Raw genomic sequence first — 17596 nt, 5'->3', positions numbered from 1 at the left:
ATTCTCTTACGCCTTTTACCCGGGAAAATCATCCTTCGCCGCACGATAGCCCGCCAGTTGCTCGACAGACGTCGCCCGCAGGAACGGGTTTGTCGCCCGCTCGAGCCCGATCGTCGTCGGCACGGTAGGCTCGCCCTTCGCGCGCAACGCGTCGACCTCAGCCATCCGCGTCACGATCGCCGCATTGTCCGGCTCGGCGACCAGCGCATACCGCCCGTTGCTCTGCGTATATTCATGCCCGCAGAACACCTCGGTCTCGTCGGGCAGTACCGCATAGCGCTGCATGTTCGCGAACATATCCCCCGGCGTCCCCTCGAACAGCCGTCCACAGCCCATCGCGAACAGCGTATCCCCAGTGAAGATCGCCGCATCGTCCGCGAAGTGGAACGCGATATGCCCCTGCGTGTGGCCGGGCACGGTCATCACGGTCGCCTCGTGTTCACCAAGACGCACGATGTCGCCCTCGCGCACCTGTTCGTCGAGCGTCGGGATCTTGTCCGCCTCCGCCGCCGGGCCGATGATCGTTGCGCCATACGCCTTCATCTCGGCATTCCCGCCGATGTGATCGGGATGCCAGTGCGTCGTCCACACCCGGTCGATCCGCCAGTCGCGCTTCTTCGCGGCGGCGATCACCGGCCCCGCCTCGCCCGGATCTACCACCACCGTCTCGCCCGAGACGGTGTCGTGGATCAGCCAGGCGTAATTGTCGGAAAGCACCGGCACGCGGACGATATCGAGCATTAGCGTGTCACCACTTGCCAGTGTTCGGCATCGAAGCCCACGGCTCGGCGGGATCGAGTGCGCCGTCCGCCTGCAACAGCTCGATCGAGATATTGTCGGGGGTCCGCACGAACGCCATATGCCCGTCGCGCGGCGGCCGGTTGATCGTCACGCCAGAGTCCATCAGCCGCTGGCAAGTGTCGTAGATATTGTCGACGCGGTACGCCAAGTGGCCGAAATTGCGCCCCTCGCCATATTCTTCGGGATCCCAATTGTGCGTAAGCTCGACCTCGGCGCCCTCGTCGCCGGGCGCCGAAAGGAAGATCAGCGTGAACCGCCCCTTCTCGTTCTCCATTCGCCGGACCTCCTTCAGCCCGAGCAGCTCGAAGAACGCGATCGTCTTCGCCGGATCGCTCACGCGGATCATCGTGTGGAGGTATTTCATGCTTGCTCCGAGGGTTGTTCGGACCAGCAGATAGGGACGGGGGCAAGGCCGTGAAAGGGCCGCACCCCAGTTCTTCCCCCTCCCTGAAAGGGAGGGGCCGGGGTGGGTAGGCCAGTTGGCTGGCGATACCGTGCCCCACCAGCCAACCCACCCCCAACCCCTCCCTTCCAGGAGGGGAGCAACGTCACCCTACTTCGCCGGCGTATCGAACTGCCGCAACGCCGCCACCGCACTCCGCCCCACCGGCGTATCCGGTGCCAGCCGCGCCGCCTGCCCCCAAGCCGCCCGCGCGCCATCCTCGTCGCCCGCCAAGGCTGCGATATTTCCCGCCTCCAGCTGCACCGAAGCATCGTCCGCCGATCGCCGCAACGCCTCGCCGATATCCTTCTTCGCGCGCGCCGGATTCCCCTCGCGCCGCGCCAGCGTCGCCGACAACAGCCACGCGAGCGGATCGTCCGCGGCATTGGTCAGCGCCAGATCGATATCGGTCCGCGCCGATTCCAGATCGCCCGTCGCCACCAGCGCCCGCGCGTGATCGAGTTGCGCCTCGCCCAACGGCAAGCCGGTCAGCGTCCCCGCGGTCAGCGCCGAATCGAGTGCCGTGCGCGCCTTGGCCGGTTGCGCCGCAGCGAGCCACGCGTTCCCCGCCTGCGCCCAGTAATTCGCCGCCCGCGCATCCTTGGCAAGCTGCGCCGCGCGCGCCGCTTCCTCGAACTCAACCGCCGCCGAAGGCCAGCTCTTCTCCGCCGCAAATGCGATCCCCGCGCATTCCCGCGCAAAATACCGCCCGCCGGATATCCGCCAGCGCCCGGCTTCGGCACGCGCCGCTGCCGGATCGGTCCGGGTCAGCGCGACGCATTGCCGAAACCGCCCCTCCTGCGCATCGACGGGGCCGGCTTGAGCTGCGGCGAGAACGAGCAAAATCGGGATCATAGGGCGGCGATCACATCCTCGACCGCCCGGATGATGAGGGAAATGTCGCTATCGCGCGACAGGCGGTGATCGCCGTCCTTGACCAGCCATGTCTGCACATCGGCTGAACGCAACAGCTCGGCGAGCCGCGCGGTCCGCTGCCACGGCACGTCCGGATCGCGCTGCCCCTGCACCAGCCGCACCGGGCCGTCGAAGGCGATCTCGCCGAACATCAGCCGGTTCGCCTCGCCCGAAGACCAGAACGCACGGGTGTAGACGGTAGGCTCGGGACCGTAAGGGTTCTTGCGCTCGATCCGCCCGTTGCTCAGCAGCGCCATCTTCTCGTCAGTGGTGAAGCCCCAGTCGGTGAAGTCCGGCGCCGGCGCGACCCCGACCAGCCCCTTCACGAGATCCGGCCGCATCTTCGCCGCGAGCAGCATCAGCCACCCGCCCAGCGACGATCCGACGAGAATTGCCGAGTCCTCCACGAGCGCATCGATCATCGCCAGCACGTCGTCGCGCCAGTCGACCAGCGTCTGGTCCTCGAACGCCCCCTCGCTCTGTCCGCACCCGCCATAATCGAATCGCAGAAACGCCCGTCCCTCGGACTTCGCCCAGGCCTCCAGCGTCACCGCCTTGGTGCCCGTCATGTCCGACGCGTACCCCGACAGGAACACGATCGTCGGGCCGGTACCGGGCGTGTGGTGATAGGCGAGGCGAGGGCGCTCCTTGACGGGAGGTGTGGCGGCGGCGGCGGGAGCGATATCAGTCATGCCACCAGCTTTAGACCGTCTTCGACGGGCTGGTGAAGATGTCTTCTATGGCCAGCTCGAACAGTTCGGCGATCTTGAACGCCAGCGGCAGCGACGGATCGTAGCGCCCCGTCTCGATCGCATTGACGCTCTGCCGCGAGACTTCGAGGCGCTCGGCCAAGTCGCTCTGGCTCCAGTCGCGCTCGGCGCGCAGCACTTTGAGGCGGTTCTTCATGCCTCGCGACCCGCGATCCGGTCACGCGCCCACAGCCAGACCTGACCGACCAGCAAGCCGGCGCACCACAAGGGAAAGGCGAGGTGGACGGGCTTGTGCGGCACCGCGCCGGTATCCTCGAGAAAGCTCCACACCGTCATGACCGACAACATCAAGGCAGTCGCGATGAGCATGGCGTGGATCAGTTTGGCCCGCACATACTCGTCCGGCTGTTCGACGATCGCCATCCCCATCGCCCAGATGACCGCGATGATCGGCAGCGCCGGCAGAATCGCGAGCGCAATGAGCGGGGCCCCGGTCGGCGCGTAGGCCGCCTCGACCATGTTCGATCCCAACAGGAACACCGCGTAGCAGGTCATGCTGGGGATGAAGCGATTGAGATAGCGGCGGTTGGCTTGTCGCATGGTGAGCACGGTGGGTCTCCCTGATTAAGGACAAGCGTGCTTTACATGGCGGCAAGCTACCCTGTCAACCAAGCTTTACAAAGTGCCAAGCGTGCATGTCGACAGGACAGGCGACGCCGCAGCCCGAGCGAACTCGCTCTTGGCCTAACCCTGCCTAACCTTCTTTTTGGACTGGGCGCTCTCGCGCGCCGTAAGATGCGGATTAGATGATAAATTCGACCGTCTTCATTTGCGTCTGATCGGCCGCGACCGCGCCGCGCTTCTCGACCATCTGGCGGTGCAGGTCTGCGACCGTCTCGCTCCCCCGCGTCTTGCACAAGGCCGGCACGAACGCATGGACCAGCGCGCCGAGCCCGCCCTTGATCATTGTCACGCCGAACCGGCTGGCGACCCCAAAATGCTCGGCATAGCTCTCGCCGACGGTGGCAGGGTGATCGAGGAACAGGCGGCGGAACATCGGCAGTCTCCTGTCGCGCATCCTATCAGCGAGCAGCCAGCGCGTCGACCATTCCCGCCGCCAGCACGCTCAGCGTGTCGTCCCGCGCGCCCATCACGACGATTCGGTCGCCCGGCTTGGCCTCGGCCACCAGCGCGGCAGCCGCCTCGGCCCGGTCGGCGATATGCCGGGCATCGCGACCCCCGCGACGATCTGGCCGACGATATCGGCGCTGGTGATCTCGCGCACGACCGTCCCGCCATAATAGGCCGGGTCGGGCAGGACGAGCACATCGTCCTCCGCCATCCGCTCGACGAACGTCGCGACCAGCTCGCGCCCCATCACCTTCAACGGGCCATAACCGTGCGGCTGGAACATCAGGAGCAGCCGCCCGGGGAACGCGTGGAGCGTGTCGAGCGTCGCGGCGATCTTGTCCGGGTTGTGCCCAAAATCGTCGATCACCGCGACGCCGCTAGCCTCTCCGACCAGGTCGAAGCGCCGGCGCAGGCCCGTGAACCCCGCAATCGCCTTCACTGCATCGGTCTGCGACACATCCGCCGCCATCGCCGCCCCGATCGCGGCAAGCGCGTTCGACACGTTATGCCGCCCCGGCACGGCCAGCTTCACCGGCGTCCGCACGCCGCGCGACACCAGATCGAAGCGGATTGCGAACGGCTCGGGCTTCATGTTCTCGGCGCGCAGGTCTGCCGACGCGTCGATCGCGAACGTCGTTACCTGACCGCGCGGCAAGCGGGCGGTGAGTGCGATGGCGTCGGGATCATTGGCATTCACCACCGCCGTCTCGGCCTTCGCGACGAAGTCCCCGAACAGCACGCGCAGCTCCTCAAGCGACTTGTGATCGAGGCTGACATTATTGAGCACCGCGATCTTCGGCGCATAGGCGGCGATCGACCCGTCGCTCTCGTCCACCTCGCTGACGAACGCATCGCCTTCCCCGACCAGCGCGCTCGCGAACGGCGCGTCGGCGGTGGCGAAGTTCTTCATGACCGCGCCGTTCATCACCGTCGGATCGCGCCCGACCGCATGCAATATCCAGCCGATCATGCCCGTAACGGTCGACTTGCCGCTCGTCCCCGCGACACCGATCGGCAACCGGCTGTCGTTGAACAGCGACGCCAGCATCGCCGCGCGGGTCGAGCGGGTGCAGCCGAGCGCATCCGCCGCGATCATGTCCGGCACGCTCGCCTCGATCGCCGCGGAAGCAATCACCAACTGATCCGCCGAAATGATTCCGCTGCCGTCCTGCGGGAACAGCGAGACACCCTTGGCGGCAAGGTCGTCGAACTTGGCGGGCACGCGGCCCTGGTCGAGGTTGCGGTCCGATCCCGCGACGGTCGCGCCGCGCCCCGCGAGGATCATCGCGAGCGGCATCATGCCCGAGCCGCCGATGCCGACGAAGAAGCAGGGCCCGAATGAAGATTTGCTGATATCCATGACGCCGCGATATGGGCGGTTTGGTAACGGGGCAAGGTCGGGAACACGAACAATGCGCATCGGTGTACTCGCCGCGTCGAGCCGGACCAATCCCGCGGCGATCGCCAAGATGACTGCCTACGCGGCGACGGCTTTCCCCGAGGTCGAGCTGGTCTTCCACCCGCAATGCCTGGAGACCGACGGCCACTTCGCCGGCTCCGACTTCCGGCGAGCGGCGGCGTTCCTCGAATACGCCAACGATCCGACCTTCGACGCGATCTGGTTCCTGCGCGGCGGCTACGGTTCGAACCGCATCCTGGCGATGGTCATGCCCGAACTCGGCCGCGCGGCACGCCACAAGACGTATCTCGGCTATTCGGACGTCGGCTTCCTGCTCGGTGCGCTCTATGCTCGGCGGATCGGCCGACCGGTGCACGGCCCGATGGTCAGCGACATCAACCGGCACGACGGCGACGCGACGGTCGCACGGTCGCTCGGCTGGATGGCGCGCGGCGATCGGGCAGGGTTGAGCCAGGCTTGGACGGGCGTCCTCGGCGGCGTTCAACCTCAGTATCCTCACCTCGCTGATCGGCACGCCGTGGCTGCTCGACCTGACCGATCACGTACTGATCGTCGAGGAGGTGTCGGAGCCGATGTATGCGATCGACCGCATGCTCTTCAAAGTCGCCAACGCCACGCAGCTGAAGGGCATCGCCGGCCTCCGCCTGGGCGCGGTCACCGCGGTGCAGGAGAACGACCCACCCTGGGGCGAGACGCTCGACTACATGATGGTACGCTGGAGCCGCGACATGGGCGTGCCGTATCTCGGCCGCGCGGAGGTCGGGCATACGCAGGCAAATCGCGTGGTGCCGTTCGGGGTGGTTTGAAGCCCCGACCCGACCAACCCGACTGACCCGACCCAACCCATCCGCTCCGACACAACCCGACCCGACCCGACCCAAGCCGCCCCCAACCCTGACCGTCACCCCAGCGAAAGCTGGGGTATCCCCGCTGGCGGATGCTGCGACCCGAATGGGCAGATCCCAGCTTTCGCTGGGATGGCGGGCAAAGGAGGAGGGCGGTGGCAGGTGGCAGGTGGCAGGTGGCAGGTGGGGGCGGTGCAATAGTACCGATGCCCAACTACCGCCCGAACCCCCGCATCATGGCTCCAGCGAAGCGGGTTGCCTATATACGTACTGCGACGGCATAAGCCGCGCACTTCCAACACGAGAAAGTCCCTCATGTCCGCCATGTTCCGCATTACGCTCCCCGACGGTTCCGTCCGCGAGGTTGCGCCCGGGACTACCCCCGCGGATGTCGCCGCGGCGATCGGCCCAGGGCTCGCCAAGGCCGCGCTCGCCGCACGGATCGACGGCCAGGTGCGCGATCTCAACCGGCCGTTCGAAGGAGACACCCAGCTTGCCCTCGTTACCGCGCGCGACGAAGCCGATGCGCTCGAACTCGTTCGCCACGATCTGGCTCATGTCATGGCGGAGGCAGTTCAGCATCTCTTCCCCGGCACGCAGATCACCTTCGGGCCCGCCACCGACGACGGCTTCTACTACGACTTCGCGCCGAAGGACCGCCCGTTCACCGACGAGGACCTGCCGGCGATCGAGGCCGAGATGCGTGCGATCATCGCGCGCAACGAGCCGTTCGTGCGCGAGGTCTGGTCGCGCCAGCAGCTGATCGATCGCTGGACGCAGCAGGGCGAGACCTTCAAGGCCGAATGGGCCGCCGAGCTGCCCGAGGGCGAGGAGCTGACGATCTATCGCCAAGGCGAGTGGCTCGATATGTGCCGCGGCCCGCACATGGTGTCGACCGGCAAGCTCGATCCCGCCGCCTTCAAGCTCACGCGCGTGTCGGGTGCCTATTGGCGCGGCGACCAGAAGAACGCGATGCTCAGCCGCATCTACGGCACCGGCTGGCTCAACAAGAAGCAGCTCGACCAGCATCTCTTCCGCCTCGAGGAAGCCGCCAAGCGCGATCATCGGAAGATCGGCGCGGAGATGGACCTGTTCCACCTTCAGTCCGAGGCGCAGGGCTCGGTGTTCTGGCACCCCAAGGGCTTCGTGCTCTGGCGCCAGATGGAGGCGTATATGCGCCGCCGCCTCGACGCGGCCGACTATGCCGAGGTGAAGACCCCGCAGCTGATGGACGCCAAGCAGTGGGAGCAGTCGGGCCACTGGGGCAAGTACCGCGAGAACATGTTCGTTGTCCCCGACGAGATCCCGAACGTCGAGGACGAGGGCGCCGTGCTGTCGGGCGAAGGCGACCTGATGGCGCTGAAACCGATGAACTGCCCCGCGCACGTCCTGATCTTCAAGCAGGGGATCAAGTCGTACCGCGACCTGCCGATCCGGATGGCCGAGTTCGGCTGCTGCCACCGCAACGAGCCGCACGGCGCGCTGCACGGCATCATGCGCGTCCGCCAGTTCACGCAGGACGACGCGCATATCTTCGTCCGCGAGGACCAACTGGTCGAGGAAGTGCGCAAGTTCTGCGAGCTGCTCGACAGCGTCTACAAGGATCTCGGCTTCGAGGATTACGCGGTGAAGCTCGCGCTGCGCCCCGAGAAGCGGTTCGGCGACGACGCGATGTGGGACAAGGCCGAGGCGGAGCTGCGCGAGGCCGTGATGCAGTCGGGCCTGAGCGACACGATCAAGGCGAACTTCGAGGAACTGCCGGGCGAGGGGGCGTTCTATGCGCCCAAACTCGAATTCCACCTGACCGATGCGATCGGGCGGACGTGGCAGGTCGGCACGATCCAGTCGGACCGCGTGCTGCCCGAGCGACTCGATGCGTCCTATGTCGGCGCGGACGGCGAGCGGCACCGGCCGGTGATGCTCCACCGTGCGATCCTTGGCACGTTCGAGCGCTTCATCGGCATCCTGATCGAGCATCATGCCGGGCGCTTCCCGCTCTGGCTGGCGCCGGTCCAGGTGGTGGTGGCGACGATCGTGTCGGACGCTGACGACTATGCCCATCAGGTCGCCGCCGATCTCCGGAAGGCCGGGCTTCGCGTCGAAACCGACCTTCGCAACGAGAAGATCAACTACAAGGTGCGTGAGCATTCGCTGGCAAAGGTGCCGCTGCTGTTCGTGGTCGGCAAGCGCGAGGCGGACGAGGGTACCGTCGCCATTCGTCGTCTCGGCAGCCAGGGCCAGGAGATGATGGCGCTCGGCGATGCGACCACACGGGTTGCGATCGAGGCGCGTGCACCCGATATGTAAGTAAAGGGCCGGCTGTTCTAGCGCGTGTTTCTGCGCTATAGGCCGGCCCAAATATTGTCAGAAACTTCAGGAGCAACCCCCATACGTCCTCCCACGATACGCCGGCCGATGCAGACGCCCGCGATGAACGGTCCGCGATTCAACGAATTCATCCAGAGCCAGAAGGTCCGCGTGATCGATCACGAGGGCGAGAATCTGGGCGTGATGTACACGCGCGAAGCGATCGAGCAGGCAGCCGAGCATGGCCTCGACCTGGTCGAAGTGTCGCCTAACGCCGATCCGCCCGTCGCCAAGTTCCTCGATGTTGGCAAGTTCAAGTACGAGGCGCAGAAGAAGGCTAACCTCGCACGCAAGTCACAGAAGACGCAGGAGATCAAGGAGATCAAAATGCGTCCGAACATCGACGACCATGATTACGACACGAAGATGAAGAAGGTGAACGACTTCATCGGCGAGGGCGACAAGGTCAAGATCACGCTGCGCTTCCGCGGTCGCGAACTCAGCCACGGCCAGCTCGGCATGAACCTGTTGAAGCGCGTCCAGGACGACGTCGCGGAGATCGCGAAGATCGAGGCGTATCCGCGCATGGAAGGTCGCCAGATGCTGATGGTGCTCGCACCTAGGTAACGGCGCGACGGCTTCGGCCGTAGCGATTGGCAATTGAAAGGCTGGTCGGTCCCGAGGGACTGGCCGGCCTTTTTTGTGCGTGGGGGCGGCGCATTCGGGTCTGCGGCTGCGGCTGCGGCTGCGGCTGCGGCCTGCGGAGTGCGGCGCGGAGCGCCAACGAACAGGCGCATCCACTTTTTCCTCCCTTTCAGGGAGGGGGCAAGCAGAAGGGGCATATGGGACGCCGCGGCGGATCGCGCGCGAGCCGAAGGACGTCTTCTATCGCCGCTCGGGCTACCTTCCAAACCCATCCTAAACGGTTGCTATTTGAAACTAGGGTTTGGTCTCTGTCACTGTGTGGCGTTTTTGAGACATAACATTCAAAAATCTCTTTCCGTATGCGGAAATTGCTAGACGTTCACGTAGGAGTGGCTCTACCTAACGTCCAAACCATAAGTTCGAAAACATTCGAACACTCAGGAGGGAATGCCGATGCGTATGATCGCATATCTGTTGTCTGCCGCCGCGACCACGGCGCTCGTCACTCCGGCATTCGCGCAGGACGTGCCGACTACCCAGCCCGAGGCGCAGACCGCTACGACCACGTCCGGCACCGCCGCGGGGTCGGTCGATGCCGGTCAGGCCCCGGTGGCGCCGCAGGCCGACACGGGCGGCAATGCCAGCGATATCGTCATCACCGCGACGCGCCGTTCCGAACGCCTGTCGAACGTCCCGATCGCGGTCTCCGCTGTCGGCTCGGCCGCTCTCGAGAACACCGGCGCCAACGACATCCGTCAGGCCACCCAGCTCGTCCCCTCGCTACTGATCTCATCGACCGGCAGCGAAGCCAACGCCTCCGCCCGCGTCCGCGGCATCGGTACGGTCGGCGACAATCCCGGCCTCGAAAGCTCGGTCGCGGTGTTCATCGACGGCGTCTATCGCAGCCGCACGGGTTCGGGCCTGAACGACCTCGGTGAAGTCGACCGGATCGAGGTTCTGCGCGGACCGCAGGGCACGCTGTCGGGCCGCAACGCCACCGCGGGGTCGATCAACATCCTGACAAAGCTGCCTTCCTATGACTTCGGCGGCTATGCCGAGGCGACGTATGGCAACTACAACAACGTCCGTATCGCCGGCGCCCTGACCGGCCCGATCATCAAGGACAAGCTGGCCTTCCGTCTCGACGGCGTGTTCGGCAAGCGCGATGGCTATTATTACGACGTTATCAACGACACGGACTACAACGACCGCAACCGCTATTTCGTCCGCGGCCAGTTGCTGTTCGAGCCATCGTCGGACGTCACCGTTCGCCTGATCGGCGACTACACGCATCGCGACGAGAAGTGCTGCGGGGCGGTCTATATCAACACGCAGGAAAAGATCGATACGACCCCCGGCGTTACCGGCGATTTCGCGATCAACCCTTCGGGCAACCGCATCGTCCAGGTCATGCAGAGCATGGGCGCGGTGTTCCCCAGCGCAGGCGATCCGTATAACCGCCGCATCGCCAACTCGCCCGGCCGCGCCTATTCGAACGTCACCACCGATTACGGTGGCTCGGGCCAGATCGACGTCAATCTCGGCGGTGCGTCGCTCACCTCGATCACAGCATACCGGGAATACAAATCGGGTGGTGCAGCCGATATCGATTACGGCAATCTCGACATCGGCTATCGTGCGGACGACGGTAACAGTTATCGTCAGTTCCACACCTTCAGTCAGGAAGTCCGCCTGAACGGCTCGCTGTTCAACGATCGGTTGAACTGGCTGGTCGGCGGCTATTACTCGAAGGAAGATCTGGTCGTTGCCGACAATCTCAAGTTCGGCACGCAATATGGTGCATTCGCCGCGTGCCGCATCGTCGCGACGGCCAATCCGCTGGCGGCATTGCGTAACCCGAACAACCCGGGCTGCCTGAGCACGACGCCGCAGGCTGCGCTCGGCGGCGCGAATGGACGACAGGCGCTTGGTGCAGGGTTCGGCGCTCTCGGACCAACGATCCTCGCCGGTCTCGATCGCCTCAGCACGCTCAACAATCTCGGCGATCAGCGCTCGACCTATTATCAGGACAGCGAGAACTACGCGTTCTTCACGCACAATATCTTCAAGCTGACCGACAAGCTCTCGATCACCGGCGGCCTGCGGTACACGCGCGAGGCGAAGGATTTCCACGCCGATTTCAACAACAACAACACGGTCTGCCCGGCTCAGCAGGCCAATCTCAGCCCATTGCTGGCCAGTGCCGCGGTCCCGGCCGCGCTCAAGACGCTGGTCGGTGGTATCATCACGCTCACCTGCACGGGTAACTCGACCTCCGCACTCAACGGTCTCGACCTGAACGACAGTTTCAAGGAAGGCGAGTTCACCGGCACCGGCGTGATCTCGTACAAGCCACGTACCGACACGCTACTGTATGCGTCCTTCTCGCGCGGCTACAAGGCAGGCGGCTACAACCTCGACCGGTCGGATCTGACCGCGAACGTCTTCTCGTCGCCGAACAACGCCAGCGTCGCCAATCTGCGCTTCGATCCCGAGACGGTGAACGCGTACGAACTCGGTCTGAAGTTCACGTCGAAGGACTTCACGTTCAACGTCGCGGGCTTCCGCCAGGAGTTTAAGAACTTCCAGTTGAACACTTTCAACGGCACTAACTTCATCGTCCAGAACATCAGCACCTGCGATACGAGCCTGAACGGCGCGGATCGCGATGCCAGCGCGACGACGGGCGCCTGCACGGGCAGCGTCAAATACGGCGTCATCTCGCAGGGCTTCGAACTCGAGGCTGGGCTGTTCCCGGCGCCGAATTATTCGGTGAACCTTGGCTACACCTACACGAACACGCGCTTCCGCAACAATCTGGTCGGCAGCGAGGACGGCCAGCCACTCGATCCGGCCTTGTTCCTGCTGTCGGGCAGCAACCTATCGAATGCGCCGAAGCACACCGTGACCGCGTCGACCGCATGGACGCCGGATATCGGCTCGTCGGGCATGACCGCGCTGTTCTACGTCGATGGCCGTATGACCAGCGACTATAACACCGGCTCCGATCTGTTCCCCGAAAAGGCGCAGGACGGGTTCTTCCTGATGAACGCCCGCGTCGGTCTCCGCGGCCCCGAGCAGAAGTGGGCACTGGAAGTCTGGGCGCAGAACCTGCTCGACACAAACTACCAGCAGGTCGCGTTCAACGCGCCGTTCCAGGGGGCGGGCAGCCAGGCGCAGACCCAGGCGTTCGGCACGACGGCCAACCAAATCTTCACCTCGTATCTGGCCGAACCACGCACCTACGGCCTGACGCTACGCACCCGCTTCTGATCGGGATCAGGGTAAGAAAAAGCCGGTTCGCACTTCGGTGCGGGCCGGTTTTTTGGGAAGATTGCTCGGCCCCAATCAATCCGTCACCCCGGGCCTGTTCCAGGGCCCACGGTTCCGCCTATCAGCGGCTATTGAGCGCGCGGACCGGTGGATGCCGGAAGGAGTCCGGCTTGGCGAGCAACGTTTACGGCGCCCTAAGCCGCCAAGTCGATCTCTTCCCCGCCGCCGCCGCCAATAACCGTCGCTCCAGGGTCTTCAATCGAGCCGGCTGGGTGATCCGGTCTCCCGTGAGGTCGGTGATATAAAACGTATCTACCGCTCGCTCACCATAGGTCGCGACGTGCGCGGAATGGATCGTCACTTTCGACTGGAACAGCGCATTGGCGAGCTGGTTCAGCAGCGCCGGCCGATCACGCGCGTTGACCTCGACCACCGTGAACCGGTTCGACGCCTTGTTGTCGACCAGCGCATTCGGAACGATGTCGAAGGCCTCCGCGCGTGTCCGGGGCAGGGGCTTTGCCACCAGTCGATCGGCCAGCTTGCCACGGTTGGCGAGCGCGTCCTCGATCGCAGTCTTCAACCTCGAGAGCTGGCCAGACTCGTCGAACGGACGCCCGAACGGGTCTTGCACGAGAAAATTGTCGATCGCCATTCCGTCGCGCGTGGTGTGGATGCGCGCGTCGATGATGTTGCCTCCCGCGACGTGGATCGCACCAGCGATGCGGTAGAACAGCCCCGGATGATCTGCCGCGTAGATCGTAACGAGCGTCGCGCCGCGTTCCGGATAGACGTGCGCATCGATCGCGAGTTGCGCGTCGCCGGTGGTGGCAAGGAAGCGGGCATTGTGCGCGAGCACGTCTTCGGGTTCGGCAATCCAATAGGCTTCGGGTAGACGGTGGACGAGCGTCGCAAACGTCGCCTCGTCCCAGCCGAGCGCGTCACGGAGATGCTCCTGTTTGGCGGCGATCCGCTCGGCGCGCCCCTTCTGCTTGTGGCCAAGCCGCAGGACCTCCTCGGCGGACTCGTACAGATCGCCGAGCAACTGGCGCTTCCAGCCGTTCCACACCCCAGGTCCGACTGCCCGGATGTCGACGATGGTCAGCGTCAGCAGAAGCCGCAGACGCTCCGGGCTCTGCACCACGTCGCAGAAATCGAGGATCGTCTTGAAGTCGCTGAGGTCGCGTTTGAACGCGGTTGCGGACATCAGCAGATGCCAACGGACCAGCCATGCGACCGTCTCCGTTTCTGCGGCGGTCAGCCCGAAGCGCGGGCACAGCCGTTGTGCCACCTCCGCGCCGAGAATCGAATGATCGCCGCCACGGCCCTTGGCGATGTCGTGGAGCAGTACCGCCACATACAGCGCACGCCGCGACACGATCTGTTCGAAGATCGCGCTGGCGAGCGGATGCTCTTCCTTCAGCAGGCCGTTTTCGATCCGCGCCAGCAGGCCGATCGCGCGGATGGTGTGCTCGTCGACGGTGTAGTGGTGATACATGTCGAACTGCATCTGCGCGACGACACGCGCGAAATCGGGCACGAACCGGCCGAACACGCCCGCCTCGTTCATCCAGCGCAGCACAAGCTCGGGGTCTCGCGGCGAGGTCAGCACGTCAAGGAAGAGGGCGTTGGCGGTGGGGCTGTTGCGAACGTCATCGACAAGTTTCGCGTCGCGGGCGGCGGCTCGCATGGCCAGGGGGTGGATCTCGACGCCGTGCTTGTCCGCCAGTTGGAAGATCTCGATCAGGCGTTCGGGATCGGCCTGGAAGAAGTCGTCGCTCGGCAGTGCCAGCCGACCGCGATCGAGCACGAAACCGTTGAGCTTCCGCGGGGAGCGGCGGATCGTCGGCAATCCGAAGCGCCGGCCACGCGCCGCGAACTTCTCGTCGAGATGCGCGAGGAACACGCCGCTGAGGGTGCCGACGGTCTTCGCCTGCAGGAAGTAGAACTGCATGAACCGTTCGACCTTCGACTTGCCCGGCCGGTCCGAGAACCGCATCCGGTCGGCGATCTCGCGTTGCAGGTCGAACGTCAGGCGATCCTCGGCGCGGCCGGTGATGCTGTGCAGATGGCAGCGGACCGCCTGGAAGAAATTGTCGGCGCGGTGGAACAGGCGGTATTCCGCCTTCGTGAACAGCCCGACGCCGACCAGTTCGGCGGCGCGCTGGACGTCGTAGATGTATTTGCCGATCCAAAACAATGCGTGAAGATCGCGTAGGCCGCCCTTGCCCTCCTTGATGTTGGGTTCGACGACGTAGCGCGTGTCGCCCATCTTCCGGTGTCGCGCGTCGCGTTCGGCGAGCTTGTCGGCGATGAAGGTGCGCGCGGTGTCCGCCTGGACCTCGGTCTTGAAGCGGTGCGACGCCTGTTCGTACAACTCGGTGTCGCCGCAGACGTAGCGCGCCTCGAGCAGTGCGGTGCGGACGGTGACGTCGCTCTTCGCCTGGCGGACCATCTCGTCGAGCGAGCGACTCGACTGGCCGAGCTTGAGCCCGAGATCCCATAGTGCGTACAGCATCGATTCGATCACGCGCTCGGCCCAGGGCGTCTGCTTGCCGGGCGTGAGAAAGCCGATATCGACGTCCGAATGCGGGGCCATTTCCGCGCGGCCGTAACCGCCGACCGCGATCAGCGTTAGGCGCTCGCCGATCGTCGGGTTGGGCAAGGGATACAGCCGCTGCGTCGTGAAATCGAACAGGATGCGGAGCAACGCGTCGATCAGATAGGCCTGCGCGCTCGACGCTTCCAACCCGCGCGACGGATGTTCGACGAGGCGACGTTCGACCTCGATCCGGCCCTTATCGAGTGCCGTCTTCAACAGCATGGTCGCGTCGCGGCGCAGCGCGGTCGGGTCGACGCCTTCCAACGCGGCAATGGTTTCGGCGACGGCGCGGCGATCGATGATCGTGCGACGGTTGGGGAGGTGATCGAAGCGGCCGGACATGACGCTCAGATAGGGGCGCAACGCCCATGCGTCATCAGGATTGCGCAAAACCTCTGTGAAACGTAACCGGACGCGCGAGTGGAGGACGAAAATGAGCGAACCATTGCGCGTAGCCCTGGCTGGGTTGGGGACGGTAGGCGGCGGGGTGATCCGGCTGCTGGATGCGAACCGCGAGTTGATTGCGCGGCGGGCCGGGCGGGAGATCGAGATCGTCGCGGTGTCCGCACGCGATCGCGGCAAGGATCGCGGCGTCGACCTGACGCGCTTCGCGTGGGTCGACGACACGACCGCGCTGGCGAAGCAGCCGGGCGCGGATGTCGTGGTCGAGCTGATCGGTGGTTCCGATGGTCCTGCGCTGACGCTGGCGCGCAGCACGCTGGGCGCGGGGCGGAGTTTCGTCACCGCGAACAAGGCAATGATCGCGCATCATGGGCTGGAACTCGCGCAGGCGGCGGAGTCGGCGGGCGTGGCGCTGAAGTTCGAGGCGGCGGTCGCGGGCGGCATTCCGGTCATCAAGGGTCTGCGCGAAGGCGCCGCCGCGAACGAGATCGCGCGCGTCTACGGCATCCTCAACGGGACCTGCAATTTCATCCTGTCGAAGATGGAATCGGAAGGTCGCGACTTTGCCGAGGTGCTGGCCGAGGCGCAGGCGCTCGGGTTTGCCGAAGCCGATCCGAGCTTCGACATCGACGGCGTCGATGCCGCGCACAAGCTGTCGATCCTGGCCGCCGTCGCGTTCGGGACGCAGCCGGCGTTCGACGACGTCGCGATCAGCGGCATTCGCCATTTGCTGGGCGCGGACATCGCCGAGGCCGCGGCGCTCGGCTATCGCGTGCGGCTGCTGGGATTGGCAGAAGCAGGGGCGGACGGGCTGTTCCAGCGCGTGCATCCGCATCTCGTGCCGATCGACCATCCTTTGGCGCACGTCACCGGATCGCTCAACGCGGTCGTGGCAGAGGGCAATTTCGTCGGCCGCCTGCTGTTCCAGGGTGCTGGGGCGGGCGATGGACCGACCGCGAGCGCAGTCGTCGCGGATCTGATCGACATCGCGCGTGGCGAGTTCGGCCCGCCGTTCGCGATGCCGGTGGTGTCGCTCATTGCTGCGTCGAAAGCGGATAGTGGCGAACGGCGCGGCCGCGCGTATTTGCGCTTTACCGTTGCGGACCGGGTCGGGGTGCTGGCGGAGATCGCGGCGGCGATGCGTGACGCGGGCGTCTCGATCGAGAGCCTGATCCAGCGGGGGGCGATTGCGGATGGCAGCGTGCTGGTGGCGATCGTGACGCATGAAAGCCCGGAGCGGTCGATTGCGCAGGCACTGGAGAAGCTGCGGGGATCGCAGAGCCTCGTGGGCCAGCCGATGTGGATGCATATTCTGGATTGAGGGGGCAACCTCGGTGTCAACCACCCTGGCGAAGGCCGGGGCCCAATTGGAGAGGTCGCAGTAACGCTGCGCACCCTTCGTTAGTCCGGTCCCCCAATTGGGCCCCGGCCTTCGCCGGGGTGGTTACGCTTGCCAGCGTGGTGATCTGACCCTTGCCCGGGTGGCGGCGATCGTCTGGATTGAGGTCTTCTGCTCCCCTCCCTGGAAGGGAGGGGCTGGGGTGGGTTGGCTTGTGGTTGCAGGTTGGCCTTCCCAAGCAGCCGACCCACTCCGACCCCTCCCTTCCAGGGAGGGAGAAAACTTACGTAGAGACCGTCGGTCGTACCGATTTCTGCTCGACCCATCTCCCTCTTGTTCTCCCGCGAAGGCGGGAGCCCAGTCTGGGTCCCCGCCTTTGCGGGGGAACAACGCGGGGGTAGATCGCCAGCGTGGGGGCGCCTCAGTTTTTCGGATCATCCAGCACGATCGGCACGCGATTGGACGTATCCGGCTTCTTCCGGAACTTGCCGGCCACGTCTCGTACCAGCGCCATCGGATCCTTCCCTCGCCATTTTCGCAGCAGCTATGCGGATCGATCAGCGCGCCGATGCCGCGGATCAGCACGACCGGGACCGTCAGCAAATCCACGCCGGTGCAGCCACCCGGCGGGCAGGGCCGCCCGGCATTGTCGAGCGCAGCGCGCGGATCGCCGGTCGGCTGGCGCGGGCGGTCCTGCGGCGGGCGTTCGCCGGGCAGGGGAGGCGCTGCTCCGACGACCCGTTGCTGCCGCAGACCACGATTTCGGT

12 protein-coding genes and 2 pseudogenes are annotated in these 17596 nt (G+C 65.2%); 5 read left to right on the top strand and 9 right to left on the bottom strand.

Annotated features, from left to right (window positions below; all coding sequences use genetic code 11):
- Positions 1-15: 15 nt before the first annotated feature.
- From gloB to AC0IX7_RS11735, 8 genes and pseudogenes are all read right to left on the bottom strand, one after another.
- Positions 16-741, bottom strand: a complete 726-nt coding sequence (gene gloB / locus AC0IX7_RS11770; RefSeq protein ID WP_471812044.1) for a hydroxyacylglutathione hydrolase — start codon at positions 739-741, stop codon at positions 16-18.
- Positions 742-748: 7 nt separating this feature from the next.
- Positions 749-1165, bottom strand: a complete 417-nt coding sequence (locus tag AC0IX7_RS11765) for a VOC family protein (RefSeq protein WP_471812042.1) — start codon at positions 1163-1165, stop codon at positions 749-751.
- 189 nt (positions 1166-1354) lie between these two features.
- A complete protein-coding gene (locus tag AC0IX7_RS11760; RefSeq protein ID WP_471812040.1) occupies positions 1355-2098 on the bottom strand; it encodes a tetratricopeptide repeat protein in 744 nt (247 codons plus the stop codon).
- Positions 2095-2850, bottom strand: a complete 756-nt coding sequence (locus AC0IX7_RS11755) for an alpha/beta fold hydrolase (RefSeq protein ID WP_471812039.1) — start codon at positions 2848-2850, stop codon at positions 2095-2097. The genes AC0IX7_RS11760 and AC0IX7_RS11755 overlap by 4 nt, the downstream gene beginning before the upstream one ends.
- A gap of 10 nt (positions 2851-2860) precedes the next feature.
- A complete protein-coding gene (locus AC0IX7_RS11750; protein ID WP_471812037.1) occupies positions 2861-3064 on the bottom strand; it encodes a helix-turn-helix transcriptional regulator in 204 nt (67 codons plus the stop codon).
- A complete protein-coding gene (locus AC0IX7_RS11745) occupies positions 3061-3477 on the bottom strand; it encodes a hypothetical protein (RefSeq protein WP_332743642.1) in 417 nt (138 codons plus the stop codon). The genes AC0IX7_RS11750 and AC0IX7_RS11745 overlap by 4 nt, the downstream gene beginning before the upstream one ends.
- 193 nt (positions 3478-3670) lie before the next feature.
- Positions 3671-3925, bottom strand: a complete 255-nt coding sequence (locus AC0IX7_RS11740) for a DUF6356 family protein (protein WP_187504007.1) — start codon at positions 3923-3925, stop codon at positions 3671-3673.
- A gap of 25 nt (positions 3926-3950) precedes the next feature.
- Positions 3951-5359: pseudogene (locus AC0IX7_RS11735) on the bottom strand (glutamate ligase domain-containing protein).
- Positions 5360-5411: 52 nt separating this feature from the next.
- On the opposite strand from AC0IX7_RS11735, the pseudogene AC0IX7_RS11730 reads away from it, so the two are divergent.
- The 4 genes and pseudogenes from AC0IX7_RS11730 (at position 5412) to AC0IX7_RS11715 (ending at position 12489) form a co-directional block, all read left to right on the top strand.
- Positions 5412-6225 (top strand): annotated as a pseudogene (locus tag AC0IX7_RS11730) (LD-carboxypeptidase).
- A gap of 354 nt (positions 6226-6579) precedes the next feature.
- Positions 6580-8571, top strand: coding sequence for a threonine--tRNA ligase (gene thrS, locus AC0IX7_RS11725; protein WP_471812035.1), 1992 nt, complete (start codon positions 6580-6582; stop codon positions 8569-8571).
- Positions 8572-8679: 108 nt separating this feature from the next.
- On the top strand, positions 8680-9198 hold the full coding sequence (gene infC, locus AC0IX7_RS11720; protein WP_471812034.1) for a translation initiation factor IF-3: 519 nt from the start codon (positions 8680-8682) through the stop codon (positions 9196-9198).
- 471 nt (positions 9199-9669) lie between these two features.
- Positions 9670-12489 carry a TonB-dependent receptor gene (locus AC0IX7_RS11715; RefSeq protein WP_471812033.1) on the top strand — a complete coding sequence of 940 codons (2820 nt, stop codon included), beginning with the start codon at positions 9670-9672 and terminating at the stop codon, positions 12487-12489.
- Positions 12490-12673: 184 nt separating this feature from the next.
- Here the strand turns inward: AC0IX7_RS11715 and AC0IX7_RS11710 are convergent, their stop codons facing one another.
- Positions 12674-15430 (bottom strand): [protein-PII] uridylyltransferase, encoded by a 2757-nt coding sequence (locus tag AC0IX7_RS11710; RefSeq protein WP_471812031.1) that lies wholly within the window; start codon positions 15428-15430, stop codon positions 12674-12676.
- A gap of 91 nt (positions 15431-15521) precedes the next feature.
- Between AC0IX7_RS11710 and AC0IX7_RS11705 the strand changes: the two genes are divergently transcribed.
- Positions 15522-16811, top strand: coding sequence for a homoserine dehydrogenase (locus AC0IX7_RS11705; RefSeq protein WP_471812030.1), 1290 nt, complete (start codon positions 15522-15524; stop codon positions 16809-16811).
- The last annotated feature ends 785 nt before the right edge of the window (positions 16812-17596 follow it).

Source organism: Sphingomonas sp. AC411, assembly GCF_979253035.1.
Note: the sequence above shows the minus strand (reverse complement) of the source record. Positions and strands in the feature narration are given on the sequence as shown.

Coding starts and splice junctions, on each gene's coding strand:
- infC (WP_471812034.1), top strand. CDS start 8,680: ATGCAGACGCCCGCGATGAACGGTCCGCGATTCAACGAATTCATCCAG.
- gloB (WP_471812044.1), bottom strand. CDS start 741: ATGCTCGATATCGTCCGCGTGCCGGTGCTTTCCGACAATTACGCCTGG.
- AC0IX7_RS11705 (WP_471812030.1), top strand. CDS start 15,522: ATGAGCGAACCATTGCGCGTAGCCCTGGCTGGGTTGGGGACGGTAGGC.
- AC0IX7_RS11715 (WP_471812033.1), top strand. CDS start 9,670: ATGCGTATGATCGCATATCTGTTGTCTGCCGCCGCGACCACGGCGCTC.
- AC0IX7_RS11765 (WP_471812042.1), bottom strand. CDS start 1,165: ATGAAATACCTCCACACGATGATCCGCGTGAGCGATCCGGCGAAGACG.
- AC0IX7_RS11750 (WP_471812037.1), bottom strand. CDS start 3,064: ATGAAGAACCGCCTCAAAGTGCTGCGCGCCGAGCGCGACTGGAGCCAG.
- AC0IX7_RS11760 (WP_471812040.1), bottom strand. CDS start 2,098: ATGATCCCGATTTTGCTCGTTCTCGCCGCAGCTCAAGCCGGCCCCGTC.
- AC0IX7_RS11755 (WP_471812039.1), bottom strand. CDS start 2,850: ATGACTGATATCGCTCCCGCCGCCGCCGCCACACCTCCCGTCAAGGAG.
- thrS (WP_471812035.1), top strand. CDS start 6,580: ATGTCCGCCATGTTCCGCATTACGCTCCCCGACGGTTCCGTCCGCGAG.
- AC0IX7_RS11710 (WP_471812031.1), bottom strand. CDS start 15,430: ATGTCCGGCCGCTTCGATCACCTCCCCAACCGTCGCACGATCATCGAT.
- AC0IX7_RS11740 (WP_187504007.1), bottom strand. CDS start 3,925: ATGTTCCGCCGCCTGTTCCTCGATCACCCTGCCACCGTCGGCGAGAGC.